The sequence below is a fragment of the Micromonospora sp. NBC_01392 genome (genome assembly GCF_045040125.1).
Classification (GTDB): Bacteria; Actinomycetota; Actinomycetes; order Mycobacteriales; family Micromonosporaceae; genus Micromonospora.
In genome coordinates this window covers 2,021,249-2,044,088 of the sequence record NZ_CP109549.1, presented here as the reverse complement: position 1 = coordinate 2,044,088, position 22,840 = coordinate 2,021,249, and the positions used below count along the sequence as shown (strand labels likewise).

The following is a 22,840-nucleotide window of genomic DNA, read 5'->3' as shown; positions in this document are numbered from 1 at the left end:
CGCGAGCGGCTCAGCCGGATCACTTACCGGCGGCCGCACCGTTCTTCAAAGCCGCCTGCCACTGCTCGTCGGCGGACTTGCCCTGCTCCACGGCGCGCAGCGTGTTCTCCACGGCGGTGCGGACCGCGTTGTTCTTCGGGCCGAGGTAGACCGGCTTCAGGTCGGTGGCGCCGGCGGCGAAGATCTTGCCGACCGGGGCCTTGCTGAAGTAGTCGTTGGTCGAGTCGGCCACGGCCGGGTCGGTGAGCGCCTGCGGGTTCGACGGCAGGTTGCCGACCGCCTTGTACGCGCCGATCTGACCCTTGGCGCTGGTCAGGAACTTGGCCAGCTCCGCGGCCTCCTTCTGGTGCTTGCTCGACTTCGGCACGCCGAGGAAGGAGCCGCCCCAGTTGCCGCCCGCGCCGGGGGCCTTGGCGATGTCCCACTTGCCGGCCGCCGCGTCACCGGCCTGGCCCTTGATCACACCGGTCATCCACGCCGGGCAGGCGATGGTGGCGAAGGTGCCGTTCTTGAAACCGGCGTTCCACTCGTTGGAGAAGGACTGCAGGTTGTTCGACAGCCCGGCGGAGATCATCTTGGTGGTGAGCTGGTACGCGGCCTGCACGTCCGGGTTCTGGTCGATGACCAGCTTGTTGCTCTTGTCGTAGTACGTGTAGCCGGTGCCCTGGCCCGCGACCTGCATCAGCACCACGTTGTAGAAGTTGGTCGCCGAGTCGACGAACTTGTGCTTCTTGTCGGCACCGGCGAACTTCTGGCCGGCCTCGATGAACTTGTCCCAGGTGGGCCAGAGCGCGCCGACCTGCTCGCGGTCGGTGGGCAGGCCGGCGGCCTTGAACAGGTCGGTGCGGTAGCACAGCGCCATCGAGCCGACGTCGGTGCCGAGGCCCAGCACCTTGCCGTCGGGGGTGGTGCCCTGCTCCCACTTCCACGGCAGGAAGTTGCCCTTGAGGTCGTTCGCGCCGTGGTCGGCCAGGTTCACGAACTTGTCGGCCTGCGCGTAGAACTGGACGATCGTGCCCTCTTCGAGGGCCACCACGTCACCGGCGCCGGAGCCGGCGGTGATCTGCTGGGTCAGGCGGGTGTTGTAGTCGCCGAGACCGAGGCCCTTGCCGCGCTCCTGGATCTTGACGTTGGTGTGCTCGGCTTCGTACTGCTTGTACAGGTCTTCGTAGCCGAAGCCCTGGTCGCCGAAGACGTCGACGACCAGGGTGACCGGGCCGTCGCTGTCCCCGCCGCCTGACGAGTCGTCGTCGTTGCCGCAGGCCGTGGCGCCGGCAAGGACCATGGCGGACGCGAGCGCGATGGCCGCGAAGCGCCGACGGTGAATCGGGACGCTCATCTTCAGACCCCTCTTTTCGGTGGTGAGGCGAGATATCTGTGTGGTGGGGGGTGCGTTTGGCGCTGGGCCGGAGCGGGCAGGAAAGAGACTCACACCACTGCCGGGAGCGCTCCCATGAGATTGCCGGCAGGTAACAGGGGTGTCAATAGGCCGCTGGGAGCGTTCCCATTTCGTTACCGCGTGCGTTCCGCCGCCCCGGCGCGGCATAGGCTGCCAGCATGATCTGCCGAGCCTGCCGGGAGCGGCGACACCGCGACTGCCGTGGCCGGACGTGGTGCGACTGCCAACACCGCGCACCCGGGCCCACGCCGCCGGTCACCGGGCCGGCCGGCGAATGAGCGGCGGCACGCCGATCGAACGGGTCTGGCCCGCGCCCGGGACCGGTCCGCTCACCGACCCGCAACTCACCGCGCTCTACGACCGGGCGGCGCAGCCGCACCTGCGGGTCAACTTCGTCGCCAGCGCGGACGGCGCGGTCACCCTGGACGACTATTCCGCCGGGCTCTCCGGCGAGCCGGACAAGCGCGTCTTCGGGCTGCTGCGGATGCTCTGCGACGGCCTGCTGGTGGCCGCCGGCACGCTGCGGCACGAGGGCTACGGCGCGGTCCGGCTGAGCGCCGACCGCCGCGCCTGGCGCCGCGAGCGGGGTCTGGCCGAGTTCCCGACGCTGGTGGTGGTCTCCGGCTCGCTCGACCTCGACCCGGCGCAGGGCTGCTTCGCCGACGCCCCGGTCCGGCCGCTGGTGCTCACCCGCTCCGGCGCCGTGCCACCGGCCGGGCTCACCGAGGTCGCCGACCTGATCCGCTGCGGCACCGACCACGTCGACCTGACCGCCGGGCTGGCCGAGCTGCACCGCCGCGGGCTGGGCCAGGTGCTCTGCGAGGGCGGCCCGCACCTGTTCGGCGCGCTCACCGCCGCCGACCTGGTCGACGAGCTGTGCCTGACCGTGGCGCCGCTGCTCGCCGGCGCCGGCCCCGCCCGGATCACCGCCGGGCCCGGCAGCGCCGCACGCCCCCTGCCACTGCGGCACGTGCTGGCCGCCGCCGACGGCGTGCTGATGCTGCGCTACGCCCGCGACCCGGGCAACCCGCCGCCCACCAGCCCCACCCCCTGACCACCCCACCCCACCCCACCCCCGCCGATTACGCGCAGATTCTCGGAAAGAGTCGTCATTTCGCCCGGGACAGGCCCGCTTTCCGTGAATCAGCGCGCAGTCGTACGGCTTGACGGCCCGGCTCTCCGCCCGCTTGCGGGATCGCCCGCCGAAGGGCACGTCGGGAGCGGGAATCACACGTACCGTGTTCGCCCGGATCCGCCCGGCGAGCGGCCGGCGTGGCGTCCGACGCGTCGCGTGGCAACCTGTCGCATCCCTCGGGCAGGATGCAGGACGTGCGCCGCCAATCCGACGACCAGCCGACCGGAGACCGCCGATGACCGACGACCAGCTCGACGGCCCCGGCGAGGGGGTCGGCCGGGTGCTCGGCACCGCCGACGCCACCCCGCTCACCTTCTGGACGGCCGTCGCCCCGGGGAGCTACCTGCAACTCGATGACGTGGTGGTGACCCGACGCGAGCTGCCCGACCGGGAGCCGGTGACGATCGCCGGCGTGGTGACCCAGGTGCGCGCCCGGCACGAGGGGGCGCAGTTCGACTCCGACGTCTTCGCCATCGCCGACGGCACGCTGCCGGCGCAGGTGCAGGAGGCCGCCGAGATCACCACCACCCGGGTCGATCCGGAGTTCTACGTCCCGCCCACGCCGGGCGCGGTGGTGCACCGGGCCGAGGGTGACGCCCGGGCCCGGGCGCTGCACTTCGACCGGATGGAGCGGCGGATCCCGATGGGGATGGGCCGCGACGGCGTGCCGGTCTACCTCAACGCCGACTTCCTCGACGGCACCCGGGGCGCGCACGTCTCCATCTCCGGCATCTCCGGGGTGGCCACCAAGACCAGCTTCGCCACCTTCCTGCTCTACTCGGTGTTCCGCTCCGGCGTGCTCGGCGGCGACGCGGTCAACGCCAAGGCGCTGATCTTCAACGTCAAGGGCGAGGACCTGCTCTTCCTCGACCACCCGAACACCCGGCTCGACGACCCGACCCGCGCGGCGTACGCGAAGCTCGGTCTCGACGCCGGCGCGTTCCCCGACGTGCGGGTCTACGCCCCGCCCCGGGTCGGTGACTCCTCCGGCACGCCGGACGTGAGCAGCCGGCTCACCGGCGTGGACAGCTTCTACTGGACGCTGAGCGAGTTCTGCGCCGACCGCCTGCTGCCCTACGTGTTCGCCGACGCCGACGACGAGCGCCAGCAATACACCATGGTGGTCCACTCGGTCGCCGCCCACCTGGCCCGATACGCCCAGCCCGCCGACGGCGGGGTGAGCATCGACGGGGTCCGCCTCGGCTCCTACGCCGACCTGGTCGACCACGTGGTCGAGCAGCTCAACGACGACGAGACCCGGGGCGACTGGGCCGGCAGCGCGGTCGGCCTGGGCACCGTCAACGCGTTCGCCCGCCGGCTCATCGGCAGCAAGAAGGACCTGGGCCGGCTCATCCGCGGTGACCTGGCCACCCGCCGCCCGCACTCGATCAACACCGCGGAGAGCGCCCAGGTCACCGTGGTCGACCTGCACAACCTGCCGGACCGCGCGCAGCGCTTCGTGGTCGGCGTGACGCTCAAGAGCGAGTTCGAGCGCAAGGAGAAGGCCGGCACCGCCAAGCCGTTGCTCTTCGTCGTGCTCGACGAGTTGAACAAGTACGCGCCCCGCGAGGGCTCCTCCCCGATCAAGGAGGTGCTGCTCGACATCGCCGAGCGGGGCCGCTCGCTGGGGGTCATCCTGGTCGGCGCGCAGCAGACCGCGAGCGAGGTGGAGCGGCGGATCGTCACCAACTCGGCGATCCGGGTGGTCGGCCGGCTCGACCCGGCCGAGGCGTCCCGCCCGGAGTACGGCTTCCTGCCGCCCGCCCAACGCCAGCGGGCGCTGCTGGCCAAGCCCGGCACCATGTTCGTCAACCAGCCGGACATCCCGGTGCCGCTCTGCCTGGAGTTCCCGTTCCCGGCGTGGGCCACCCGGGTCTCCGAGGCGGGCCGCGCCCCGTCGGAGACGCTACGGTCGATCACGCAGGCCGCCGACCCGTTCGCGGTGGTCGGCTCCGGCACCTCCGACGACGACATCCCGTTCTAGGCGGCGACCCACCATGAAGATCCTGCACACCTCCGACTGGCACGTCGGCAAGGTCCTCAAGGGGCAGTCCCGGGCCGAGGAGCACACGCAGGTCCTCGCCCAGGTGATCGACATCGCCCGCGAGGAACGGCCCGACCTGGTGATCGTCGCCGGTGACCTCTACGACACCGCCGCGCCGACGCCGGAGGCGACCCGGCTGGTCACCCGCGCGCTGACCGCGTTGCGCCGCACCGGCGCCGACGTGCTGGCGATCGGCGGCAACCACGACAACGGCGCGGCGCTCGACGCGCTGCGCCCGTGGGCCGACGCCGCCGGCATCACGCTGCGCGGCAGCGTGCGGGAGAATCCGGCCGAGCACGTCATCGACGGGGTGACCCGCGACGGCGAGCGGTGGCGGGTCGCCGCGCTGCCGTTCCTGTCCCAGCGCTACGCGGTCCGCGCGGTGGAGATGTACGCGCTCACCCCGGCCGAGGCGAACCAGACCTACGCCGACCATCTCGGCCGGGTGCTCGACAAGCTGGCCGAGGGCTTCACCGAGCCGGACCGGGTGCACCTGGTCACCGCGCACCTCACCGTGGTCGGGGCGAGCACCGGCGGCGGCGAGCGGGACGCGCACACCGTGCTCGGCTACGCGGTGCCGGCGACCGTCTTCCCGGGCAACGCGCACTACGTGGCGCTGGGCCACCTGCACCGCTCCCAGCGGGTGATCGGCCCCTGCCCGATCCGCTACAGCGGCAGCCCGCTCGCGGTCGACTTCGGCGAGCAGGAGAACGTCGGCTCGGTGACGATCGTGGAGGTCACCGCCACCACCGCCGCCCGGGTCCGGGAGGTGCCGGTGCCCGGCGCGGTGCCGCTGCGCACGGTGCGGGGCACCCTCGCGCAGCTCGCCGAGATCGAGCCGCCGGACGGCTGGCTGCGGGTCTTCGTCCGGGAGCAACCCCGGGCCGGGCTGCGCGAGGAGGTCCAGGAGCTGCTCCCCCGCGCGCTGGAGATCCGGATCGACCCGGAGCTGATGCCGACGCCGGGCAGCGGCACCCGCACCGCCCAGCGGGCCGGCCGCTCGCCGCGCGAGCTGTTCGCCGACTACCTGGGCAGCCGTGGGCACGCCGACGACGGCGTCCGGGAACTCTTCGACGAGCTGCTCGAGGAGGTGGAGCACTGATGCGGCCGATGCGGCTGGACATGGCCGGCTTCACCGTGTTCCGCGAGGAGACCACCGTCGACTTCACCGACGCCGACTTCTTCGCGCTGGTCGGGCCGACCGGTTCGGGCAAGTCGACGGTGCTCGACGCGATCTGCTTCGCGCTCTACGGCACGGTGCCACGCTGGGGCGGCACGCGCGGGCTGGCCAACGCGCTGGCCCCGTCGGCCACCGAGGCCCGGGTCCGGCTGGTCTTCGAGTCCGCCGGCGACCGGTACGTCGCCACCCGGGTGGTCCGCCGCGACGGCCGGGGCACGGTGAAGACGGCCAACGCCGGGCTCCAGCTCATGCCGCCCGGCTTCGACGTGACCAAGCTGGACACCGGGCTCAGCCCCGAGGATCTGGGCGACGTGGTGGCCGGCACGCCGGCCGAGATGGAGCAGGCCGTGCTGGACGCGGTCGGGCTGCCGTACGAGCAGTTCACCTCGTGCGTGGTGCTGCCGCAGGGGCAGTTCGCCGACTTCCTGCACGCGAAGCCGGCCACCCGTCAGCAGATCCTGGTGAACCTGCTCGGGCTGGGCGTCTACGAGGACGTGCAGAAGAAGGCGGTCGAGCGCGCCGGGCAGGCCGAGGCGAAGCTGGAGACGGTCGACAAGATGCTCGGCGGTCTCGCCGACGTGGACGACGCGCGGCTGGCCGACGCCCAGGGCCGGGTCGAGGCGGTGCGGGAGCTGGCCGGGGCGGTCGCGGCGGCCGTACCGGAACTGGAACGGGCCCGGGCCACGGCCGGTGAGCGGGCCGCGGCGCTGGCCGCGCTCGACGCCGAGCTGGGCGTGCTGGCCGGGGTCCGGCCGCCGGACGGGACCGCCGAGCTGGCCCGCGCGGTGACCGCGGCCCGGGTGGCCGTCGACGAGGCGACCGCGGCGGTCGGGCTGGCCGAGGAGCGCGAGGAGAAACTGCGCGGCGAGTTGGCCGCGGCCGGCGACGAGAGCGCGGCGCGCCTGCTGCTGCGGGCGTACGCCGACCGGGAGCGGTTGACCGGCGAGGCGGCGACGGTCCGCGCGGCGGTCGACGCGGCGCGGGCCGAGCACGACACCGCGGTCGCGGCGTTGGACGCGGCGCGGGCCGCCGCCGAGCGGGCCGAGGTCGAGCTGGAGGCGGCGTTCCGGGCGCACGACGAGGCGAAGGCTGCCGACCAGGCGGTGGCGCTGCGGGCGCACCTGGTCGACGGCGCGCCGTGCCCGGTGTGCGAGCAGGTGGTCCTCGCCGTGCCGGCGGTGCCGAAGGGGTCGGCGGTGAGTCGGGCGCTCGCGGCCGGCAAGGCGGCGCGGGCGGCCAGCGAGGCCGCGAAGCGGGTGGTGGCCGAGCGCGACGCCGCCGCCCGTGACCTGGACCGGGTGCTGCTGCGGGTCCGGGCCGAGCAGGACGGGCTCGCCGCGCGGCTGGCCGAGCTGGACGGGCAGCTCGCGGACGCCGCCGCGCCGGAGGCGCTGCGGCGGTCGCTGGCCGAGCACGCCCGGCTCCGGACGGCGTTGGACGAGGCCGGTGGCGCGGTGCGGGCCGGCCGGGAGGCCGCCCGCCGGGCACGGGGCACGCTCGACGGCGCGCAGGACCGGCTGCGCCGGGCGTGGCGCGACTTCGACGCGGTGCGGGACGGGCTGGCCCGGTTCGGCCCGCCGGCCGCCGACCGGGACGACGTGGCGTCGGCCTGGGCGGCGCTGGCCGGGTGGGCGGGCGAGCAGGCCGACCGGCGGCGGGCCGACCGGGGCGGGTTGGCCGGGTCGGTGGACGCGGCCCGGCGGGCGGCGACCGAGGTGTCCGACCGGATCGGCGCGTTGTTCACCGCCGCCGGGCTGGACGCGCCGGACGATCCGCTGCGCGACGCCGCGGTGGCGGTGGAGCGGGCCGAGGCGGAGTTGCGTCGGCTCACCGAGCGTCGCGAGCAGGCGATCGAGCTGCGCGAGCAGCGGGCCGGCCACGAGCGGCAGGCGCGGGTGGCCCGCGCGCTCGCGAGCCACCTGCGGGCCAACAACTTCGAGCGCTGGCTGCTCACCGAGGCGCTGGACCTGCTGGTCGACGGCGCGTCGCGGATCCTGCGGGAGCTTTCCGGCGGGCAGTACGACCTGGTGCACGACAAGGGTGAGTTCTTCGTGGTCGACCACCACGACGCCGGGCTGCGGCGCGGGGTGCGGACGCTGTCCGGCGGGGAGACGTTCCAGGCGTCGCTGGCGCTGGCGCTGGCGTTGTCGGAGCAGTTGGCGGGCATGTCGACGAGCGCGGCGAGCCTGGAGTCGATCGTGCTGGACGAGGGTTTCGGCACGCTGGACGCGGCCACGCTGGACACGGTCGCCGCCACGTTGGAGAGCCTGGCCGCCCGGGGGGACCGGATGGTCGGGGTGGTCACCCACGTGCCGGCGTTGGCCGAGCGGATCCCGGTCCGCTTCGAGGTCCGCAAGGACGCCCGCACCGCCCGCATCGAGCGGACCGGCCTGTGAGCGCGAGGAGTGCAGCGCAGCGGAGCCCCGCAGTCGCGAACGAAAGGCCGGCACGGTGAGGGCGTACGACGGCGCGCGGCGGGACGCCGCGTGACCGGGCCGTCCCGGGCCGGCGCCCGGTTCTTCGTCGACTCGTGGGACCCGGCGTACGGGGCGTCGTTCGAGGCGGCCGGCGGGACCGGGCCGGCGACGCCGAGCAGCGCTCAGGTGGAGGCCGACGTCGAACTGCCGGTCACCGACTGGCGGGCGATCGATCCCCGTCCCGGGGTGCGGTCGCCGGACGTGGTGCTGCTCGTCGACGGCGTCCGCCGGATCGACGCCAGCGTCTGGACGGCCGAGGAGGACGGCGGCTCGTTCCCCGGCATCGCCGCCTCGTACGCGGCCGGGGTGGTCCGCTGCGACCTGGACCGGGGCGCCGCCGAGCTGGCCGGCGCCCGGGTGGGCCGGGGGTTGTTCACCGCCAGCCCGTCGGCGCAGGAGGTGGTGGCCGGCTCGGTCCGCTACCCGGTGCACCGGGTCGGCGGCACCGGCGAGCTGAGCAAGCTGCCGGCCGCGGTGCAGGGCCCGCTGACCGCGCTGGAGGTGGCCGTCTCGGACGCGGTCCGCGCCGACGGTGACCTGCTGGTGGTGGACGGTCCGCTGCGCAGCCGCCGGAACCTGCCGCGCACCCTGGGTTACATCAAGACCCAGCACAGCCAGTATCTCGACGCCCGGCTGACCGCGGTGGTGACCGGGCTGGCGCCGGGCCAGCGCTGCCCGGTGTTCCGGCTGGGCACGGCGTGGGGCGGCTGGTCGTGGTATCTGCGCCTGCCGGTGGCCGCCGGGGCGCCCTGGGCGGGCATCGTCCGGATGGAGTGCTCGGCCGAGCTGACCGTGCCGGAGGCGGTCGCGCTGGCGGACCTGTCCCTGGTCACGTTGCCCCGGTTCGCGTCCACCCCGTACAAGGACCCGCGGGCCCCGCAGAACCTGGTGCCGATCGCCGGGTTGGAGCGCAAGCTGCGCGGGATGCTCGGCGACGCGCGGCTGCTGCACCGGGTGCTCACCTCGGCGGCGCGTGGGATGCGGCGCTGATGGGCCGGCGACGGGACGCCGACCGGGTGGCGGCGGACGTCGACACCGGGCGGGCCGAGCTGGTGCCGGACCGGGACCGTCCCGGCTCGTGGACGCTGCTGCTGGACGGCACCCCGCAGTCGCATGTGGACCTGACCGACCCGACGCACCTGGAGTTCGAGTACGTCCGGCGGCTGGCCGCCGCGATCGACCTGGTCGCGCCCGCCGGCGCGCCGTTGCGGGTGCTGCACCTGGGCGGCGGCGCGCTGACGCTGCCCCGGTACGTGCAGGCCACCCGGCCCGGTTCGATGCAGCGGGTGTCCGAGGTGGACGGCGCGTTGGTGGAGCTGGTCCGGCGGGAGCTGCCCTGGCCGGCCGATCCCCGGTTGCGGGTGCGGGTGGCCGACGCCCGCGCCACGCTGTCGTCCAGCCGGGACGGCGGGTACGACGTGATCGTCGCGGACGTCTTCGCCGGCGCCCGCACCCCGGCCCACCTGACCTCGGTGGAGTTCGCCGCCGAGGTGGCCCGGGTGCTGGCGCCGGACGGCTGCTACCTGGCGAACGTCGCCGACGGCCCGCCGCTGCGGCACGCCCGGGGGCAGGTCGCCACCGTGCGGACCGTGCTGCCCCGAGCCTGCCTGGTGGGCGACGCGGCGGTGCTGCGCGGCCGGCGGTACGGCAATCTGGTGCTGGTGGCGTCCCGGGTGGAGCCGCCGGTGCCGGAGCTGTCCCGGCGCGCGGCCGGCGACTGGTTCCCGGGCCGGGTGGTGGCCGGTGACGAGCTGGACCGGTTCGCCGGCGGTGTCCCGGTGGTCTCCGACGCGGACGCGGTGGACTCCACCCCGCCGCCACCGGGAATTTTTTCCGTCAAACGTTGATCCGTTCGGCGGGGCGCTGCGTATCACCGGGCGGCCATGCCCGTGGGGGGCCGGCTGATGTCATTGGACACCGGAGGTCTGCATGCATGCGGTGGCGGCCGGCTGGCACGGCGAGGTGGCGCGGCCCGAGTGGATGTTCGCCCGGGCGCAGCCACACTCCCGCGCGTCGCGTTCGGGGCGGGGGGTCGACGCACGTCCCGCCGATCGCCAGAATGACCCGGTGCCGCCTCGACCCGCCCCCGGACGCCACCAGGCGACCTCCGCCGAGGCCAGCCACTCCGACCAGTTGATCCGTCTGCTCTACGCGGAGCACGCCGGCCCGCTGCTGATGTTCGTGATGCGACTGACCGGCGGGGACCGGCAGCGCGCCGAGGACATCGTGCAGGAGACGCTGCTGCGGGCCTGGCGCAACGCGCACCGCCTCGGCGTGCAGGGTGGTCCGGGCTCGCTGCGCCCCTGGCTGGTCACGGTGGCCCGGCGGATCGCCATCGACGAGCACCGCAGCGAACAGGCCCGCCCGGCGGAGACGTACGACCGGGACCTGACCGCGTTCGCCGAGTCGGACAGCACCGACCGGGTGCTGCGCACGATGACGGTCGCGGACGCGCTGCGTACGCTCAGCCAGTCGCATCGGGAGATCCTGGTGGCGACGTACTTCCGGGGTCGTACCGTGCCGGAGGCGGCGGAGGAGCTGGGCCTGCCGCTGGGCACCGCGAAGTCCCGGGTCTACTACGCGCTGCGCGCGCTGCGCACGGCTCTGCAGGAGAGGGGGGTGACGGAATGAGCCGGGCCGACCACATGGACGTCGCCGCGTACGCGCTCGGCGTGCTGGATCCGCAGGACATGGAACGGTTCGAGGAGCACCTGGCCACCTGCTGGGCGTGCGCGGCGGAGCTGGAGACGATGGTCCCGGTGGTGGGGCTGCTCTCCGGCATCGACGGCGAGGCGATGGCCGCGTTGGAGCAGACCCACACCGATCCGGCGCTGCTGGACCGGACGCTGGTGGCGGTACGACGGGACCGGCGGCGTACCCGGGTGCGGCAGTTGCTGGCCACCGCGGCGGCCGTGGTGGTGTTCGGCGGCCTGAGCGGCGTCGCGGCCGGGTTCCTCGGCGACGACCCGCCGCCGGTGCCGCAGGCGGAGCCGACGCAGAGTGTGCCGACCGCCGCGCCGAGCGGCGACCCGACCGACCCGAACCGGCCGGGTGTCGGCGGCGAGAAGGACATCGAGGGCGACGAGCACAACGCCACCGATCCGGGCACCGGCGTGACGACCACGATGTGGCTGGCGAAAAAGGAGTACGGCACGCAGATCGCCGTGCAGCTCAGCCGGCTGCCCGGGCCGCGCACCTGCCGGCTGGTGGTGGTGCGCAGGAACGCCACGAGCGAGGTGGTGGGCACCTGGTCGGTGCCGGGCGGCGGCTACGGCACCAACCAGAACCCACTCGCGCTGGAGCTGAGCGCGTCGACCTCGGCGCCGCTGGCCGACATCGAGAAGGTTCAGGTGCAGTCCGTGGACGTCAACGGCGTGGCGAGCCCGTTGGTGACCGTCTCCGACCTCTGAACCCACCGCGCCGACGGCGCCGGGCGGCCACGGCCGTCCGGCGCCGTCGTGTCGTTTCCGGACCGTTCCGTCCCGTCGTGGTGGCGCACGGGCCACGGACCGGATCGGTTCAATCCGTCCACTGTGAAATGGCCCACCCTTTTGACTTCAACCTTGACAGCACCGTCGCCCGTACTACCCGGCGAACTGCCAAGAACGAGGAGGGCACGTGGCACACCACATGCGGACGACCGTCATCGTCGCGAGCGCGATGGTCGCACTTACGGCCTGCGCCCCCGCAGGCTACGACGGGGCGAACTCGAGCGCGGCGGAGCCGGTCGCCGTCGCCGCGGCCGAACCCACCGCGGCGGCCGAGCCGGAGGCGTCGGCCCCCCCGGAGACGCCCGCCGCCGACCAGGCGCCCCCGTCGGACGTGAAACTCACCGACGAGCTGGTCGGCAAGAAGCTGCCCCGGATGGGCAAGGTCGTCACCGACCAGGACGGCTGGGTGCTGTACCGGTTCGACAAGGACTCGTCGAACCCGGCGCAGTCCAACTGCGTGGACAAGTGCGCCGAGGTCTGGCCGCCGGCGCTGACCGACGGCAACCCGCAGCTCCAGGGCGTCTCCGACGACAAGGTCGGCACCGTCACCCGCCAGGACGGCACCCGGCAGATCACCATCGGGGACTGGCCGGTCTACCGCTACATCGGGGACAAGAAGCCGGGCCAGTGGAAGGGCCAGGGCGTCGGCGGCACCTGGTTCGTCGTGGATCCGAACGGCAAGAAGAACCTGACCTGCCTGCCGACCGGCACCCCGAAGGCGGTCGCCCCGCCGGCGTCGGGTGGCTCCGGCGACTCGGGCGGCGGCTCGGACTACTCGTACTGACCGCACCGGACACGGTGACCGGCCGCCGCCGGGGAGGGCGCGGCCGGTCACCGTCGTGGACCCGGGAGGCGGGGCGTACCGGCATCGCCCCGCCTCCCGGCACCGACCCACCGCCGCGCGCCCGAGGGTGCGCGGCGGTGTCCGTCGTCACGGCGGAGCCGCGTGGCAGAGTGGCGGGGTGACCTCGCCCGCCGCCCGCCGTACGCTGCGCCCTCCGGCCGGCTACCGGCTGGCCGCCTCGGTGCGGGCGTTGACCTTCAGCCCGTACGACCCGTGCGCGCGGATCGCCGCCGGCAGCTTCTGGTGGGCCACCCGCACCCCGGACGGTCCGGCCACGCTGGCGCTGCGCCCCGAGGCCGGCGAGCTGGTCGCCGAGGGGTACGGCCCGGGCGCGGCGTGGGTGGTCGACCGCGCCGACCGGGTGTCCGGGCTGGCCGACGACCTGACCGGCTTCGCCGCGCTGGCCGCCACGCACCCGCTGGTGGCCCGGCTGGCCCACCAGCACCACGGGTTGCGGATGCCGGCCACCGGCCAGGTGTTCCCCCGGCTGCTGCGGGCCGTCTTCGAGCAGAAGGTCACCGGCAAGGAGGCCTACCGGGCGTACGCGGCGACCGTGCGGCACTTCCGCGAGCCGGCGCCGGGGCCGCTGCAACCGCTGCTGCTGCCGCCGACGCCGGACGCGGTGGCCGCCACGCCGTACTGGGTGTTCCACCCGTTCGGGGTGGAGCAGCGGCGGGCCGACACGCTGCGCCGCGCCGCCGCCGTCGCGGACCGGCTGGAACGCTGCGCGGACGCCGCGGAGGCGACCCGCCGGCTCACCGCGATCCCCGGCATCGGGCCGTGGACCGCCGCCGAGGTGGTCCGGATCGCGTACGGGGACCCGGACGCGGTCAGCGTCGGCGACTACCACGTGCCGAACACGGTGGCCTGGGCGCTGGCCGGGGAACCGCGCGGCGACGACGCCCGGATGTTGGCGCTGCTGGAGCCGTTCCGGGGCCACCGGGGGCGGGTGTGCGTGCTGCTGGAGGCCGCCGGCGTGCAGGCGCCGAAGTACGGCCCGCGCGCCCCGATCCGCTCGTTCGCCCGTTACTGAGCGGTCACCGGCCGGCGCAGAGCCGACGCAGCGTCCGCCCCAGCCACCACGCGTACCCGAGCTGGAAGCCCCGGGTGACCGGCCCGGCGGCACGCACGTACCAGTGGGCCGGCCGGCTGAACGCGGTCACCTCGAACCAGGTCCCGTCCGCGCCGCGGGTGACCAGGAACGCCTCCTCGCCGATCTCCGGATGCCCGGGCAGCGTGCCGTAGCCGAAGCCGGCCCGGTCCGGCTCGTCCACGGCCCAGACCACCTCGGTCGGCCCCCAGATCCGTGCCGGCCCGACGCCCAGCCCCGGCGTGACCCGCACCCCGGGCGCGGCGCGCGGCGCGTCGGCGCGCATCACCACGCCGGCGGCGCGGTGCAGCCGCCAGCCGAGCACCGCGTCCGCCGCGAGCGGAAACGCGCCGTCCGGCAGCCGGACCCGGTGGCGCAGGTGGTGGTAGCCGGCCGGCCGGCCACCGTCGCGGGTCGCGCCCACCTCGGGGTACGTCAACTCGGGCACGTCGGCCACCTCCTCGCGCGGGGACACCCGCCAGGGTACGTCCGCCCGGGGCGGATGTGGTGAGCTGACCCGGTGACCGACGACGTGACCATCGCCCCCGCCGTCGTCGCGGACGCCGGTGAGATCCTCACCGTGCAACGTGCCGCGTACCTGGTGGAGGCGCAGCGGTACCGGGACGTGTTCCTGCCACCGCTGACCGAGACGCTGGACGAGGTCCGGGCGGCGCTGGCCGGCCCGGTCGTGGTGCTCGCCGCCCGGCGCGGGACCCGCCTGGTCGGCTCGGTGCGGGCCCGCCTCGACGGCGACACCGCCCACGTCGGCCGCCTCGCGGTCGCCCCGGACCAGCAGGGACGCGGCATCGGCGGGCGGCTGCTGGCCGCGGTGGAGCACGCCTGCGCCGGCCGGGTGGCGCGGTTCGCGTTGTTCACCGGCGCGCAGAGCGCGGACAACCTGGGCCTGTACGCCCGGCGCGGCTACCGGGTGGTGGCGCACCGGCCGGACGAGAACGGCAACCGGCTGGCGGTCCTGGAGAAGGTGAGCGCCGGCTGAGGGCCGGTCTTCCGCGGCCGGCGCGGGGTCAGGCGGCCTCGCGGAGGTCGGCCAGGCCGACCGGCGCGTACCGCCGGAGCAGACGCTCCAGCTCGGCCACGGAGCCCACCTCGCCGACGACGTTCGCGCCGCCGCCGTGCTCCGCCGGGTAGCGGTGCACGAGGCGGTAGCGGTACCGCCCCCGGACCAGTTCCACGCTGACCCGCCAGCGACCGCAGCATCCGCAGCTCCACTCCGGCACGCCGCGACGGTAGCTCTGACCTGCGGTTTCACCATCCGGCCGCGGGTGACGAAGGGCTCGCGGCGGGACACGCCGCACCCGGGGCGGCGGTGAGATGGCTCACGGGTGTCGGCGGGGTCTGGTTGACTGGTCGCCGTGGACCTGCCGATCAACCCGCCGGTCGAGCCGATGCTCGCCAAGAGCCTGGCCGAACTGCCCACCGATCCCGGCCTGACCTACGAGCCGAAATGGGACGGCTTCCGCTGCATCGTCTTCCGCGACGGCGACGAGGTCGAGCTGGCCAGTCGCGGCGGCAAGTCGATGACCCGCTACTTCCCCGAGGTGGTCGAGCAGGCACGCCGCCAGCTCCCGCGCCGGTGCGCGATCGACGGCGAGCTGATCGTGATCCGCCGGGACGGTCCCGACGGGCAGCCGCGGCTCGACTTCGAGCTGCTGGCCCAGCGGATCCATCCGGCCAAGTCCCGGGTGACCATGCTGGCCGAGACCACGCCCGCCGACTTCGTCGCGTTCGACCTGCTGGCGCTCGACGACGAGCTGCTCACCGACAAGCCCTACCCGCAGCGCCGGGAACGACTGGAGCAGGCCCTGGCCGGGGTCCGGCCGCCGGTGCACGTGACGCAGGTGACCACCGACCCGGCGACGGCCCGGCGCTGGTTCGAGGTGTTCGAGGGCGCCGGGCTGGACGGGCTCATCGTCAAGCCGGCCGACCTGCCGTACGAGCCGGGCAAGCGGTTGATGTTCAAGGTCAAGCACGCCCGCACCGCGGACGCGGTGGTGGCCGGCTTCCGCTGGCACAAGTCCGGCCCGGTGGTCGGCTCGCTGCTGCTGGGGCTCTACGACGACGACGGGGTGCTGCACCACATCGGCGTCAGCTCCTCGTTCACCATGGCCCGGCGCAAGGAGCTGCTCGACGAGCTGGAGCCCTACCGCGAGGTCGGCGACGAGCACCCGTGGGCGCACGGCGACCACGAGCGGGGCCAGCGCATCCCGGGTGGGGTGAGCCGGTGGACCGGCGGCAAGAACCTGGAGTGGGAGCCGTTGCGCCCCGAGCTGGTGGTCGAGGTCGCCTACGACGCGATGGAGGGCGACCGGCTGCGGCACACCGCCCGGTTCCTCCGCTGGCGTCCCGACCGGGATCCCCGCTCGTGCGGCTACGGCCAGCTCGACCGCCCGATCCGCTACGACGTCGACGAGGTGCTGCGCGGCGATCCGGCGGCGACGGTGAGCGACACCCGCGACCGGGCGTAGCCTGGCGGTCGACCCGATCATGGAAGGCGTCCACGTGACCCGTCTCCCCGACCGGCCCCGCCGGGTCCGGCCCGTGCTGGCCGCGTTCGTCGCGGCACTGGTGCTCACCGCCGGTTGCACGCTGCCGGCGTTCGCGCCGCGCGCCGAGAGCGGGGGCGCGGTCGAGGCGGCGCCGCCGGGCAGCGCGCCCACCTGGCGGGCCTGCCCCGAGGTGCCGGGCGAGCTGGTCGGCCGGGGCGCGCCCGACATGCGCTACGAGTGCACCCGGATCGCGGTGCCCCGCAATTGGGGCGCCGGGGCGGCCACCGGCGCGACCGCCGGGCCGGGCACCGGCGAGACGTTCGAGATCGCGCTGATCCGGGCCCGTTCCACCAAGCAGCGCGACCGGATCGGGTCGCTGGTGGTCAATCCGGGCGGCCCCGGGGCGTCCGGCGTGGACACCGCCGTCTACCTCTCCTTCGGCCCGGCGTTCGGCGGGCTGCCGACAGCGGTCACCGAACGCTTCGACATCGTCGGCTTCGACCCGCGCGGGGTGGCCCGGTCCAGCCCGGTGAAGTGCATCCCGGACGCCGACCTGGACGCCAGCTTCGGCTACGACCCCGACCCGGAGAGCCAGGCGTCGTTCGACGGCTTCGTCGACCTCAACCGCCGCATCGGTCAGCGGTGCGGCGCGAAGTACGGCGACCAGCTCCCGCTCTACGGCACCGAGCAGGCCGCGCGGGACATGGACGCGGTGCGCGCGGCGGTCGGCGACGAGAAGTTGAGCTACCTCGGCTACTCCTACGGCACGCTGCTCGGCGCGACCTACGCCCAGCTCTACCCGCAGCGGGTGCGCGCGCTGGTGCTCGACGGCGCGGTCGACCCCCGGCAGCAGCTCGTCGCCGGCTCGGAGAGCCAGGCCAAGGGCTTCGAGCGGGCGTTCGACAACTTCTCCGCGTGGTGCGCGGCGAACGCCGGACGCTGCCCGATCGCGCCGGACGCCCGCGGCGCGGTCACCGCCGCGATCGACAAGGCCAACGCCTCCCCGGTCCGCGGCGCGGGCGGCCGGGAGGCCACCGCCGGCTGGGTCTTCTACGCGGTGATCTCGTCGCTCTACACCGAGCAGGGCTGGCAGGAGCTGGCCCGCGCGATCGACGACCTCCAGGGCGGCGACCCGGCGGGCGTGTTCAAGCTCGCCGACGCGTACGCCGGTCGCGAGGACGACGGGCGCTACTCCAACCTGTTCGACGCCAACCTGGCGGTGAACTGCGCCGACGAGACCGAGAAGCCGACCCGGGAGCAGGTCCGGTCGTTGCAGTCGCAGTGGCGGCAGAAATACCCGCTGTTCGGCCCGGCGTTGGCGGTGGGGATGCTCGGCTGCGTGGAGTGGCCGGGCGCGCGGGACCCGTACCCGACCGGGCGGGCGGTCGGCGCGCCGCCGATCCTGGTGGTCGGCACCACCGGCGACCCGGCCACGCCGTACGAGCAGACCGGGGCGCTGGCCTCGATGCTGGGCGTCGGCCGGGTGCTCACCTGGGAGGGCGAGGGGCACACCGCGTACCCGCAGACCGCGTGCGTGAACGCGGCCGTCGACGCGTACCTGATCTCGCTCACCGTCCCCCGGGAGGGGCTGCGCTGCCCCGCCCGGTGACGGTGCGGCGGCCGGTCAGCCGGCGGCCGGGGGCGTCCAGCCGGCCGGCAGGTGCCCGATGCGGACCCGCTGCGGGTGGTCGCCGACTCCGACACTGGCCACCTTCTGCCCGGTGGCGAAGTTGATGGCGGTGACCTGGTCGGCGCCGGATTCGGAGATCACGCAGTCCCGGCCGTCCCCGCTGACCGTGGCCCAGTACGGCTTGCTGGCCGGCACCAGCGTCCCCGGCATCAGCGTGGCCCGGTCCACCACCGTCGCGTAGTCGTCCATGGTGCCGGCGACGCAGAGCCGCGAGCCGTCCGGGCTGACCGACAGCCCGTGGTGCCGGGAGTCGTTCACCCAGGTGGTGCGGTCCTCGCTGGTCGCCGGGTTCTTCGGCAGCGTGGCGACCCGGGTGATCCGGTCGGCGGCCACGTCGTACTCGACCAGGCCGTTGAAGAAGGACACCTGGAAGTAGAGCCGGCTGCCGTCCGGGGTGAACACCGCCGGGCGGACCGCGTCGGAGAGGTCGCGGCGGCCGGCGGCGTCCAGCCGATCCCGCATGTCGATCACCTTGACCACCTGGTAGGTGGTGGCGTCGGCGACGGTGATCCGGCGGTCGCCCTTGGTCCAGTCGAGCCAGGGCGCGTCCAGGTCGGTGTTGACCTCGCCGATCGACATGTTCCACAGTCGATTGTCGCGGGTGAAGATGTTCTCGTGCGGCTTGTCGCCGGTGCCGAACGAGCCGAGCTGCGCTCCGGTGCGGATGTCCAGCACGTGCACCGTGTTCGAGGTGGAGGCGGACACCGCGACCCGGGTGCCGTCCGGCGACACGGCCATGTGGTCGGCGCGGTAGCCGGAGACCGGGAACCGCCAGCGGATCGCGCCGGTGGCCAGGTCGATCGAGACCACGTCGGCGAAGCTGGGCCGGGACGCGACGAGCGCGGTGCCGTCCGGCGTGGTGTACATGTCGTCGACGAACTGGTCGTGCCCCTCCCCCGGCCCCTGCCGGATGCCGAGGAAGTAGGCCAGCTTGATCGGGTTGAGGTAGATCTCGCGCAGCCGCGCGGCCCGGTCCGGGATCACGTCGATCCGGCCGAGCTTCGCATAGTCGCCACGGGAGCGGATGACGTCGGCGGTGCCGTCCCAGTTGTTGCCGACGAACATCACCTCCTGGAGCGCGACGGCCGCGGCGGCGGGCGTGGGCGTGGCGGCCAGCGGCGTCGGCAGGGCGAGCGCGAGCGCGGCCAGCGCGGCGAGGCCGGCACGGCGGCGGGATCGGGACGGGCGGGGTGGCACGGGGGTCATGGACGTCTCCTGACAGCCGGTGGGACATCGACGTTTCTCGGTGGCTCGATCGGTGTTACCTTGCGGTAACAACCAGGAGAGCAACCGGCCGGCCACGGCGGCTAGGAACCGGACGCCAACGCCCGACCGTCCCGGTTGTGCCGCGACGACAACGGGAAGCGGGCGCCGATGACCCGGACCGGAGACGCCCCCACGTTCGGCGCGCTGCTGCGCGACCTGGCCGGCGACGCGGCCGCCGTGGAGGAGGTGGCGCAGGCTGCCCGCGCCGACTCCCCGGAGGTGGCCCGCCTGCCGACCGGCGAGGTCCGCCGGCAGGTGGTCCTGCTGCTGACCAGCGGACTCGGCGCGCTGGAACGGCACGAGGATCCGGCCGGGCGGGACTTCACCGAGGCCCGCCGACTGGGCGCCGACCGGGCGGCGCAGGGCATCTCCGTCGCCGGCCTGCTGCGCGGCGTCCAGGCCGGCCGGGACCGGGCGGTGGAGCTGGTGGTCCGGCACGGCCGGGCCGCCGGCATCCCGGACCAGGTGCTGCTGGAGGGGCTGCTCGTCATCGGCCGGTACGCCGCCGCGGTGGAGCGGGCGGTGGTGGACGGGCACCGCGCCGCCGAGCGGGAACTGGCCGGCACCGGCGCGTCGGTCCGGGCGCGACTGCTGCGCCGGCTGCTGCTCGACGGTCCTGCCGGCGCGGCCCCGGCCGAGCTGGCCCGGTTCGGGTTACGGCCGGACGGGCGCTACCACTGCCTGGTCACCGCGCATCCCGACCCGGTGCGGTCGTACACCCTGCACCGGCAGCTCACCCGGCACGGTGGTCTGGTCGGCACCGTCGAGGACCGGCTGGCCGGCCTGCTCCCCCGGCTGCCCGACGCCGCCCCGGCCGGCCTGCTGGCGCTGGTGGCGCCCGCGCAACCGCTGGAGCGGGCCCCGACCATGTACGCGCTCTGCCTGGCGGCGCTGCGCACCGCGACCCGTCGCCGGCTACGCGGTCTGCGTCGGGTGACGGACCTGGCCGGGGAGACCGCGCTGGCCGCCCAGCCGGCGCTGGCCGAGCTGCTGCGGGACGGGTTGCTCGGCGCGCTCGACCCGGCCGACGAGTTCCACCGGGAACTGGCTGCCACGGCGCTCGCCTGGCTGGATCACGGCCAGCGGCTGGACCAGACCGCGGCGGCGTTGCACGTGCACCCGAACACGGTGCGGTACCGGCTGCGCCGGCTCCGGGAGGTGACCGGCGGGCCGCCGGTCGAGGAGGGCGCCCGGTGCACGGTGCCGGAGACCGTGCACTGGTGGTGGGCGCTGCGGAGCTGGCTGGACGGGTGCTGACCCGTGGGCCTCACCGGCGGCGGCGCCGGACCCGGGGCCCGCCGGGCCCGGCCTCGGGCGTCGGGCGGGGCGGTTCGGGCAGCACGACGCCCTGCCGGGCGGCCATCTCCTCCACCAGCGCCCGCAGCCGCCGGACGTCGGCCTTCAACTCCTCCTGCTCGGCGTGCTCGAAGGCGTCGTCGTCGACGATCAGCCGGCTGGCGAAGTGCGCGGTGATCAGCGGGATCACCAGCAGCACCATGGTGGAGATGAGCAGCGCGGCGAGGAACCGGCCGGCGAACGTGGTCGGGGAGATGTCGCCGTACCCGACCGTGGACGCGGTCACCACCGCCCACCAGACCGAGTCGGCGGCGCCCTTCTGCTCGGCCTGGCTGTAGAGCACGCCGGCCACCACGATCATCAGCAGGTACGAGGTGATAAGCGTCCGGGGCGAGTTGGCGAACCAGACCAGCCCTCGGTAGATCCAGCGGAACGGCAGCAGCAGAAGGTCCATGGCGCCATGCTGCCCGGCCATCGCCACCCGCCGCTGTGCCAGGCTGGTCGGATGACCGAGGTGATCTTCCGGGAGGCGGTCCGCGCCGACCTGCCCGACGTGCTGGCCCTGCTCGCCGACGACGTGCTGGGCCGCACCCGCGACCGGCCCGAGGTCGACGCGGCGTACGAGCGGGCGTTCGCCGATCTGGCCGCCGACCCGCGCAACCACCTGATCGTCGCCGACGACGGCGGTGAGCTGGTCGGCTGCTTCCAGCTCACGTACATCCCCGGGTTGGGCCGGCACGGCGCGGAGCGTGCGCTGATCGAAGCCGTGCGGGTGCGCGCCGACCGGCGCGGCCGGGGGTTGGGCCGGACGATGATGCGCTGGGCGATCGACCGGGCCCAGGAGCGGGGCTGCGCGCTGGTGCAGCTCACCACCGACAAGCAGCGTGCCGACGCCCACCGCTTCTACCGCGACCTGGGCTTCGTGGCCAGCCACGAGGGGATGAAGCTGGCCCTGTAGGGGGTCCCGGCTCCCGCCGGCGGGGGAGGCCGCGCGCCCGACCGCCGACCAGGCTGGGGGCATCCACCGCCAAGGAGGCCCGATGCCCGCCGACACGCTGTCCCCGCCTGCCGTCCACCCCCACGACGGCCGGCCGCCGCCACGGTGGGCGGTCCGCGCCGCCCACCTGATCCCGCTCGTCGCGCTCCCGTCCGGGTTGTGGCGGATCGCGCTGGTGGCCGGTCTGCCGATCGGCGCCGTGGTGGCCGGCGTCCCGATCCGGCCCGGGTTCGGCGAGAGCGTCTACATCGTCGCGCTCAGCCTCGTCTCGGAGGGGTTGGCGCTGCTCGCGCTGGGCCTGGTCCGCCCGTGGGGCGAGGTGTTCCCCCGCCGGCTCCCGTGGCTCGGTAACCGGCGGGTGCCGCCGCCGTTCGCGGTCACCGCCGCCACCGCCGGCGCCGTCGCGCTCACAGTGATCTGGGGGTACGCGATGTGGGGCGCGCTGGTGCACGGCAACGACCTGGGGTTGCCGACAGGTGGCTTCGCGCTCCTGGTCGGCTGCTACGCCCCGCTGGTGCTCTGGGGCCCGCTCCTGCTGGCCGTCACCTGGTCCTACCACCACCGCCGATCGGGCGGGTAGGTCAGGCTTGCACCAGACGACTGCTAGTCGGTGGCCCTGGGATGCCCGGTGCCGGCATGTCTGATCCAGCAGGTGCGGGTGTCGTGATCGACCAGATACCAGATGCGACCGCCGGCAGTGACCTCGTACTGCCACTGCGGCAGCGTCTCGTGGCGGTGCACGCCGACGGCGAGGCCGCCTTTCAGAGGGTGCTGGCGGCTGGTCGGTGGCGCAGGGCAGGGGTCAGCTTCGATGGCGTCGAACGCGGCGCGTGTGTTGGCCGCCGCTTGGCGGCACAGTTCCTCCCAGCCCTTGGCCGCGTCGTTGGTGGCGAATCGCAGGGCGTAGCCGCCGGGGCGGGGCGGTGGCGCGGCCCGATCGCCTCGCTTCGCGCTCACTCGCCGGTGGGGCGCGTGACCGGCCCGAAGTCGTCGTCGCTCGGCGTGGCCAGGACCCGGTGCAGGTCGGGATCGGCATGGACCTCGGCGGTGCGCCGCCACTCGGTGAGCAGCTGCGACAGCGCGGCGGTGTTGCCCACCGCGGCGGCGGCCTCCGCCGTGGCGATGAACTCGTCGGCCATCTGATGGGCATCCTCCGCGGGCAGGAATCGCACCCAGGGCAGCACGGTGGGCAGCGCCTCGCGTACCAGACCGGGGTCACGGCGGACCAGGCTGGCCAGCAGCCGGGCGGTCAGGTCTACCACCTCACCCTCGGCAGCCGCGCGGTCGGCGGACATCAGCACCAGGTCGGCGGCGTCACGGCGACGCAACCGCAGCGCGCGGGCGCGGGACAACCGCTCGGCCGTTTCCGCCGGCTGACGCAGCAGCTCGGAGAACGGCACGGACTCCAACGGCATGGACATGAC

The 22,840-nt window shown here is 74.5% G+C and carries 23 protein-coding genes; 16 read left to right on the top strand and 7 right to left on the bottom strand.

Going from position 1 to position 22,840, the window contains the following annotated elements; translation table 11 throughout:
- Positions 1 to 19 precede the first annotated feature (19 nt).
- On the bottom strand, positions 20 to 1,339 hold the full coding sequence (locus tag OG767_RS09545; protein WP_405093065.1) for an ABC transporter substrate-binding protein: 1,320 nt from the start codon (positions 1,337 to 1,339) through the stop codon (positions 20 to 22).
- A gap of 334 nt (positions 1,340 to 1,673) precedes the next feature.
- On the opposite strand from OG767_RS09545, the gene OG767_RS09540 reads away from it, so the two are divergent.
- From OG767_RS09540 to OG767_RS09495, 10 genes are all read left to right on the top strand, one after another.
- The gene (locus tag OG767_RS09540; RefSeq protein WP_405094173.1) at positions 1,674 to 2,453 is read left to right on the top strand and encodes a pyrimidine reductase family protein; all 780 of its coding nucleotides are present in this window, start codon (positions 1,674 to 1,676) and stop codon (positions 2,451 to 2,453) included.
- Positions 2,454 to 2,769: 316 nt separating this feature from the next.
- A complete protein-coding gene (locus tag OG767_RS09535; protein ID WP_281935217.1) occupies positions 2,770 to 4,518 on the top strand; it encodes an ATP-binding protein in 1,749 nt (582 codons plus the stop codon).
- Positions 4,519 to 4,531: 13 nt separating this feature from the next.
- The gene (locus OG767_RS09530; RefSeq protein ID WP_405093064.1) at positions 4,532 to 5,680 is read left to right on the top strand and encodes an exonuclease SbcCD subunit D; all 1,149 of its coding nucleotides are present in this window, start codon (positions 4,532 to 4,534) and stop codon (positions 5,678 to 5,680) included.
- Positions 5,680 to 8,154 carry an AAA family ATPase gene (locus OG767_RS09525; RefSeq protein WP_405093063.1) on the top strand — a complete coding sequence of 825 codons (2,475 nt, stop codon included), beginning with the start codon at positions 5,680 to 5,682 and terminating at the stop codon, positions 8,152 to 8,154. Before OG767_RS09530 ends, OG767_RS09525 begins: the two co-directional genes overlap by 1 nt.
- Before the next feature lie 90 nt (positions 8,155 to 8,244).
- Positions 8,245 to 9,225 carry a hypothetical protein gene (locus OG767_RS09520; protein ID WP_281935222.1) on the top strand — a complete coding sequence of 327 codons (981 nt, stop codon included), beginning with the start codon at positions 8,245 to 8,247 and terminating at the stop codon, positions 9,223 to 9,225.
- Complete coding sequence (locus OG767_RS09515; protein ID WP_405093062.1) at positions 9,225 to 10,082, top strand: spermidine synthase; 858 nt, start codon at positions 9,225 to 9,227, stop codon at positions 10,080 to 10,082. Before OG767_RS09520 ends, OG767_RS09515 begins: the two co-directional genes overlap by 1 nt.
- An 82-nt stretch (positions 10,083 to 10,164) precedes the next feature.
- Positions 10,165 to 10,866 (top strand): sigma-70 family RNA polymerase sigma factor, encoded by a 702-nt coding sequence (locus OG767_RS09510; protein WP_405093061.1) that lies wholly within the window; start codon positions 10,165 to 10,167, stop codon positions 10,864 to 10,866.
- Positions 10,863 to 11,645, top strand: coding sequence for an anti-sigma factor family protein (locus OG767_RS09505; protein WP_405093060.1), 783 nt, complete (start codon positions 10,863 to 10,865; stop codon positions 11,643 to 11,645). Before OG767_RS09510 ends, OG767_RS09505 begins: the two co-directional genes overlap by 4 nt.
- A 208-nt stretch (positions 11,646 to 11,853) precedes the next feature.
- Positions 11,854 to 12,510: a hypothetical protein gene (locus OG767_RS09500; RefSeq protein ID WP_405093059.1), complete on the top strand. Its 657-nt coding sequence runs from the start codon at positions 11,854 to 11,856 to the stop codon at positions 12,508 to 12,510.
- Between the two features lie 178 nt (positions 12,511 to 12,688).
- Positions 12,689 to 13,603: a DNA-3-methyladenine glycosylase family protein gene (locus tag OG767_RS09495; protein WP_405093058.1), complete on the top strand. Its 915-nt coding sequence runs from the start codon at positions 12,689 to 12,691 to the stop codon at positions 13,601 to 13,603.
- Between the two features lie 4 nt (positions 13,604 to 13,607).
- On the opposite strand, the gene OG767_RS09490 is transcribed toward OG767_RS09495, so the two are convergent.
- Positions 13,608 to 14,135, bottom strand: coding sequence for a DUF1990 family protein (locus OG767_RS09490; protein WP_405093057.1), 528 nt, complete (start codon positions 14,133 to 14,135; stop codon positions 13,608 to 13,610).
- A gap of 45 nt (positions 14,136 to 14,180) precedes the next feature.
- On the opposite strand from OG767_RS09490, the gene OG767_RS09485 reads away from it, so the two are divergent.
- Positions 14,181 to 14,657 (top strand): GNAT family N-acetyltransferase, encoded by a 477-nt coding sequence (locus OG767_RS09485; RefSeq protein WP_405093056.1) that lies wholly within the window; start codon positions 14,181 to 14,183, stop codon positions 14,655 to 14,657.
- 28 nt (positions 14,658 to 14,685) lie between these two features.
- On the opposite strand, the gene OG767_RS09480 is transcribed toward OG767_RS09485, so the two are convergent.
- Complete coding sequence (locus OG767_RS09480) at positions 14,686 to 14,898, bottom strand: hypothetical protein (RefSeq protein WP_107162219.1); 213 nt, start codon at positions 14,896 to 14,898, stop codon at positions 14,686 to 14,688.
- Between the two features lie 135 nt (positions 14,899 to 15,033).
- Between OG767_RS09480 and OG767_RS09475 the strand changes: the two genes are divergently transcribed.
- Together OG767_RS09475 and OG767_RS09470 are read left to right on the top strand one after the other, a co-directional pair.
- Positions 15,034 to 16,146: an ATP-dependent DNA ligase gene (locus tag OG767_RS09475; RefSeq protein WP_405093055.1), complete on the top strand. Its 1,113-nt coding sequence runs from the start codon at positions 15,034 to 15,036 to the stop codon at positions 16,144 to 16,146.
- A gap of 73 nt (positions 16,147 to 16,219) precedes the next feature.
- Positions 16,220 to 17,776 carry an alpha/beta hydrolase gene (locus OG767_RS09470; RefSeq protein WP_405094172.1) on the top strand — a complete coding sequence of 519 codons (1,557 nt, stop codon included), beginning with the start codon at positions 16,220 to 16,222 and terminating at the stop codon, positions 17,774 to 17,776.
- A gap of 15 nt (positions 17,777 to 17,791) precedes the next feature.
- On the opposite strand, the gene OG767_RS09465 is transcribed toward OG767_RS09470, so the two are convergent.
- A complete protein-coding gene (locus OG767_RS09465) occupies positions 17,792 to 19,063 on the bottom strand; it encodes a YncE family protein (RefSeq protein WP_405093054.1) in 1,272 nt (423 codons plus the stop codon).
- Between the two features lie 168 nt (positions 19,064 to 19,231).
- Here OG767_RS09465 and OG767_RS09460 point away from each other — a divergent pair, with 168 nt between their 5' ends.
- Positions 19,232 to 20,380 (top strand): helix-turn-helix domain-containing protein, encoded by a 1,149-nt coding sequence (locus tag OG767_RS09460; RefSeq protein WP_405093053.1) that lies wholly within the window; start codon positions 19,232 to 19,234, stop codon positions 20,378 to 20,380.
- A gap of 10 nt (positions 20,381 to 20,390) precedes the next feature.
- On the opposite strand, the gene OG767_RS09455 is transcribed toward OG767_RS09460, so the two are convergent.
- The gene (locus OG767_RS09455) at positions 20,391 to 20,873 is read right to left on the bottom strand and encodes a potassium channel family protein (protein WP_405093052.1); all 483 of its coding nucleotides are present in this window, start codon (positions 20,871 to 20,873) and stop codon (positions 20,391 to 20,393) included.
- Positions 20,874 to 20,924: 51 nt separating this feature from the next.
- On the opposite strand from OG767_RS09455, the gene OG767_RS09450 reads away from it, so the two are divergent.
- The gene (locus OG767_RS09450) at positions 20,925 to 21,377 is read left to right on the top strand and encodes a GNAT family N-acetyltransferase (RefSeq protein WP_405093051.1); all 453 of its coding nucleotides are present in this window, start codon (positions 20,925 to 20,927) and stop codon (positions 21,375 to 21,377) included.
- 82 nt (positions 21,378 to 21,459) lie between these two features.
- A complete protein-coding gene (locus OG767_RS09445; protein ID WP_405093050.1) occupies positions 21,460 to 21,996 on the top strand; it encodes a hypothetical protein in 537 nt (178 codons plus the stop codon).
- A gap of 23 nt (positions 21,997 to 22,019) precedes the next feature.
- Here OG767_RS09445 and OG767_RS09440 read toward each other — a convergent pair whose 3' ends face one another.
- Complete coding sequence (locus OG767_RS09440; protein ID WP_405093049.1) at positions 22,020 to 22,373, bottom strand: type II toxin-antitoxin system RelE/ParE family toxin; 354 nt, start codon at positions 22,371 to 22,373, stop codon at positions 22,020 to 22,022.
- Complete coding sequence (locus OG767_RS09435; protein ID WP_405093048.1) at positions 22,370 to 22,837, bottom strand: hypothetical protein; 468 nt, start codon at positions 22,835 to 22,837, stop codon at positions 22,370 to 22,372. The genes OG767_RS09440 and OG767_RS09435 overlap by 4 nt, the downstream gene beginning before the upstream one ends.
- Positions 22,838 to 22,840 lie beyond the last annotated feature (3 nt).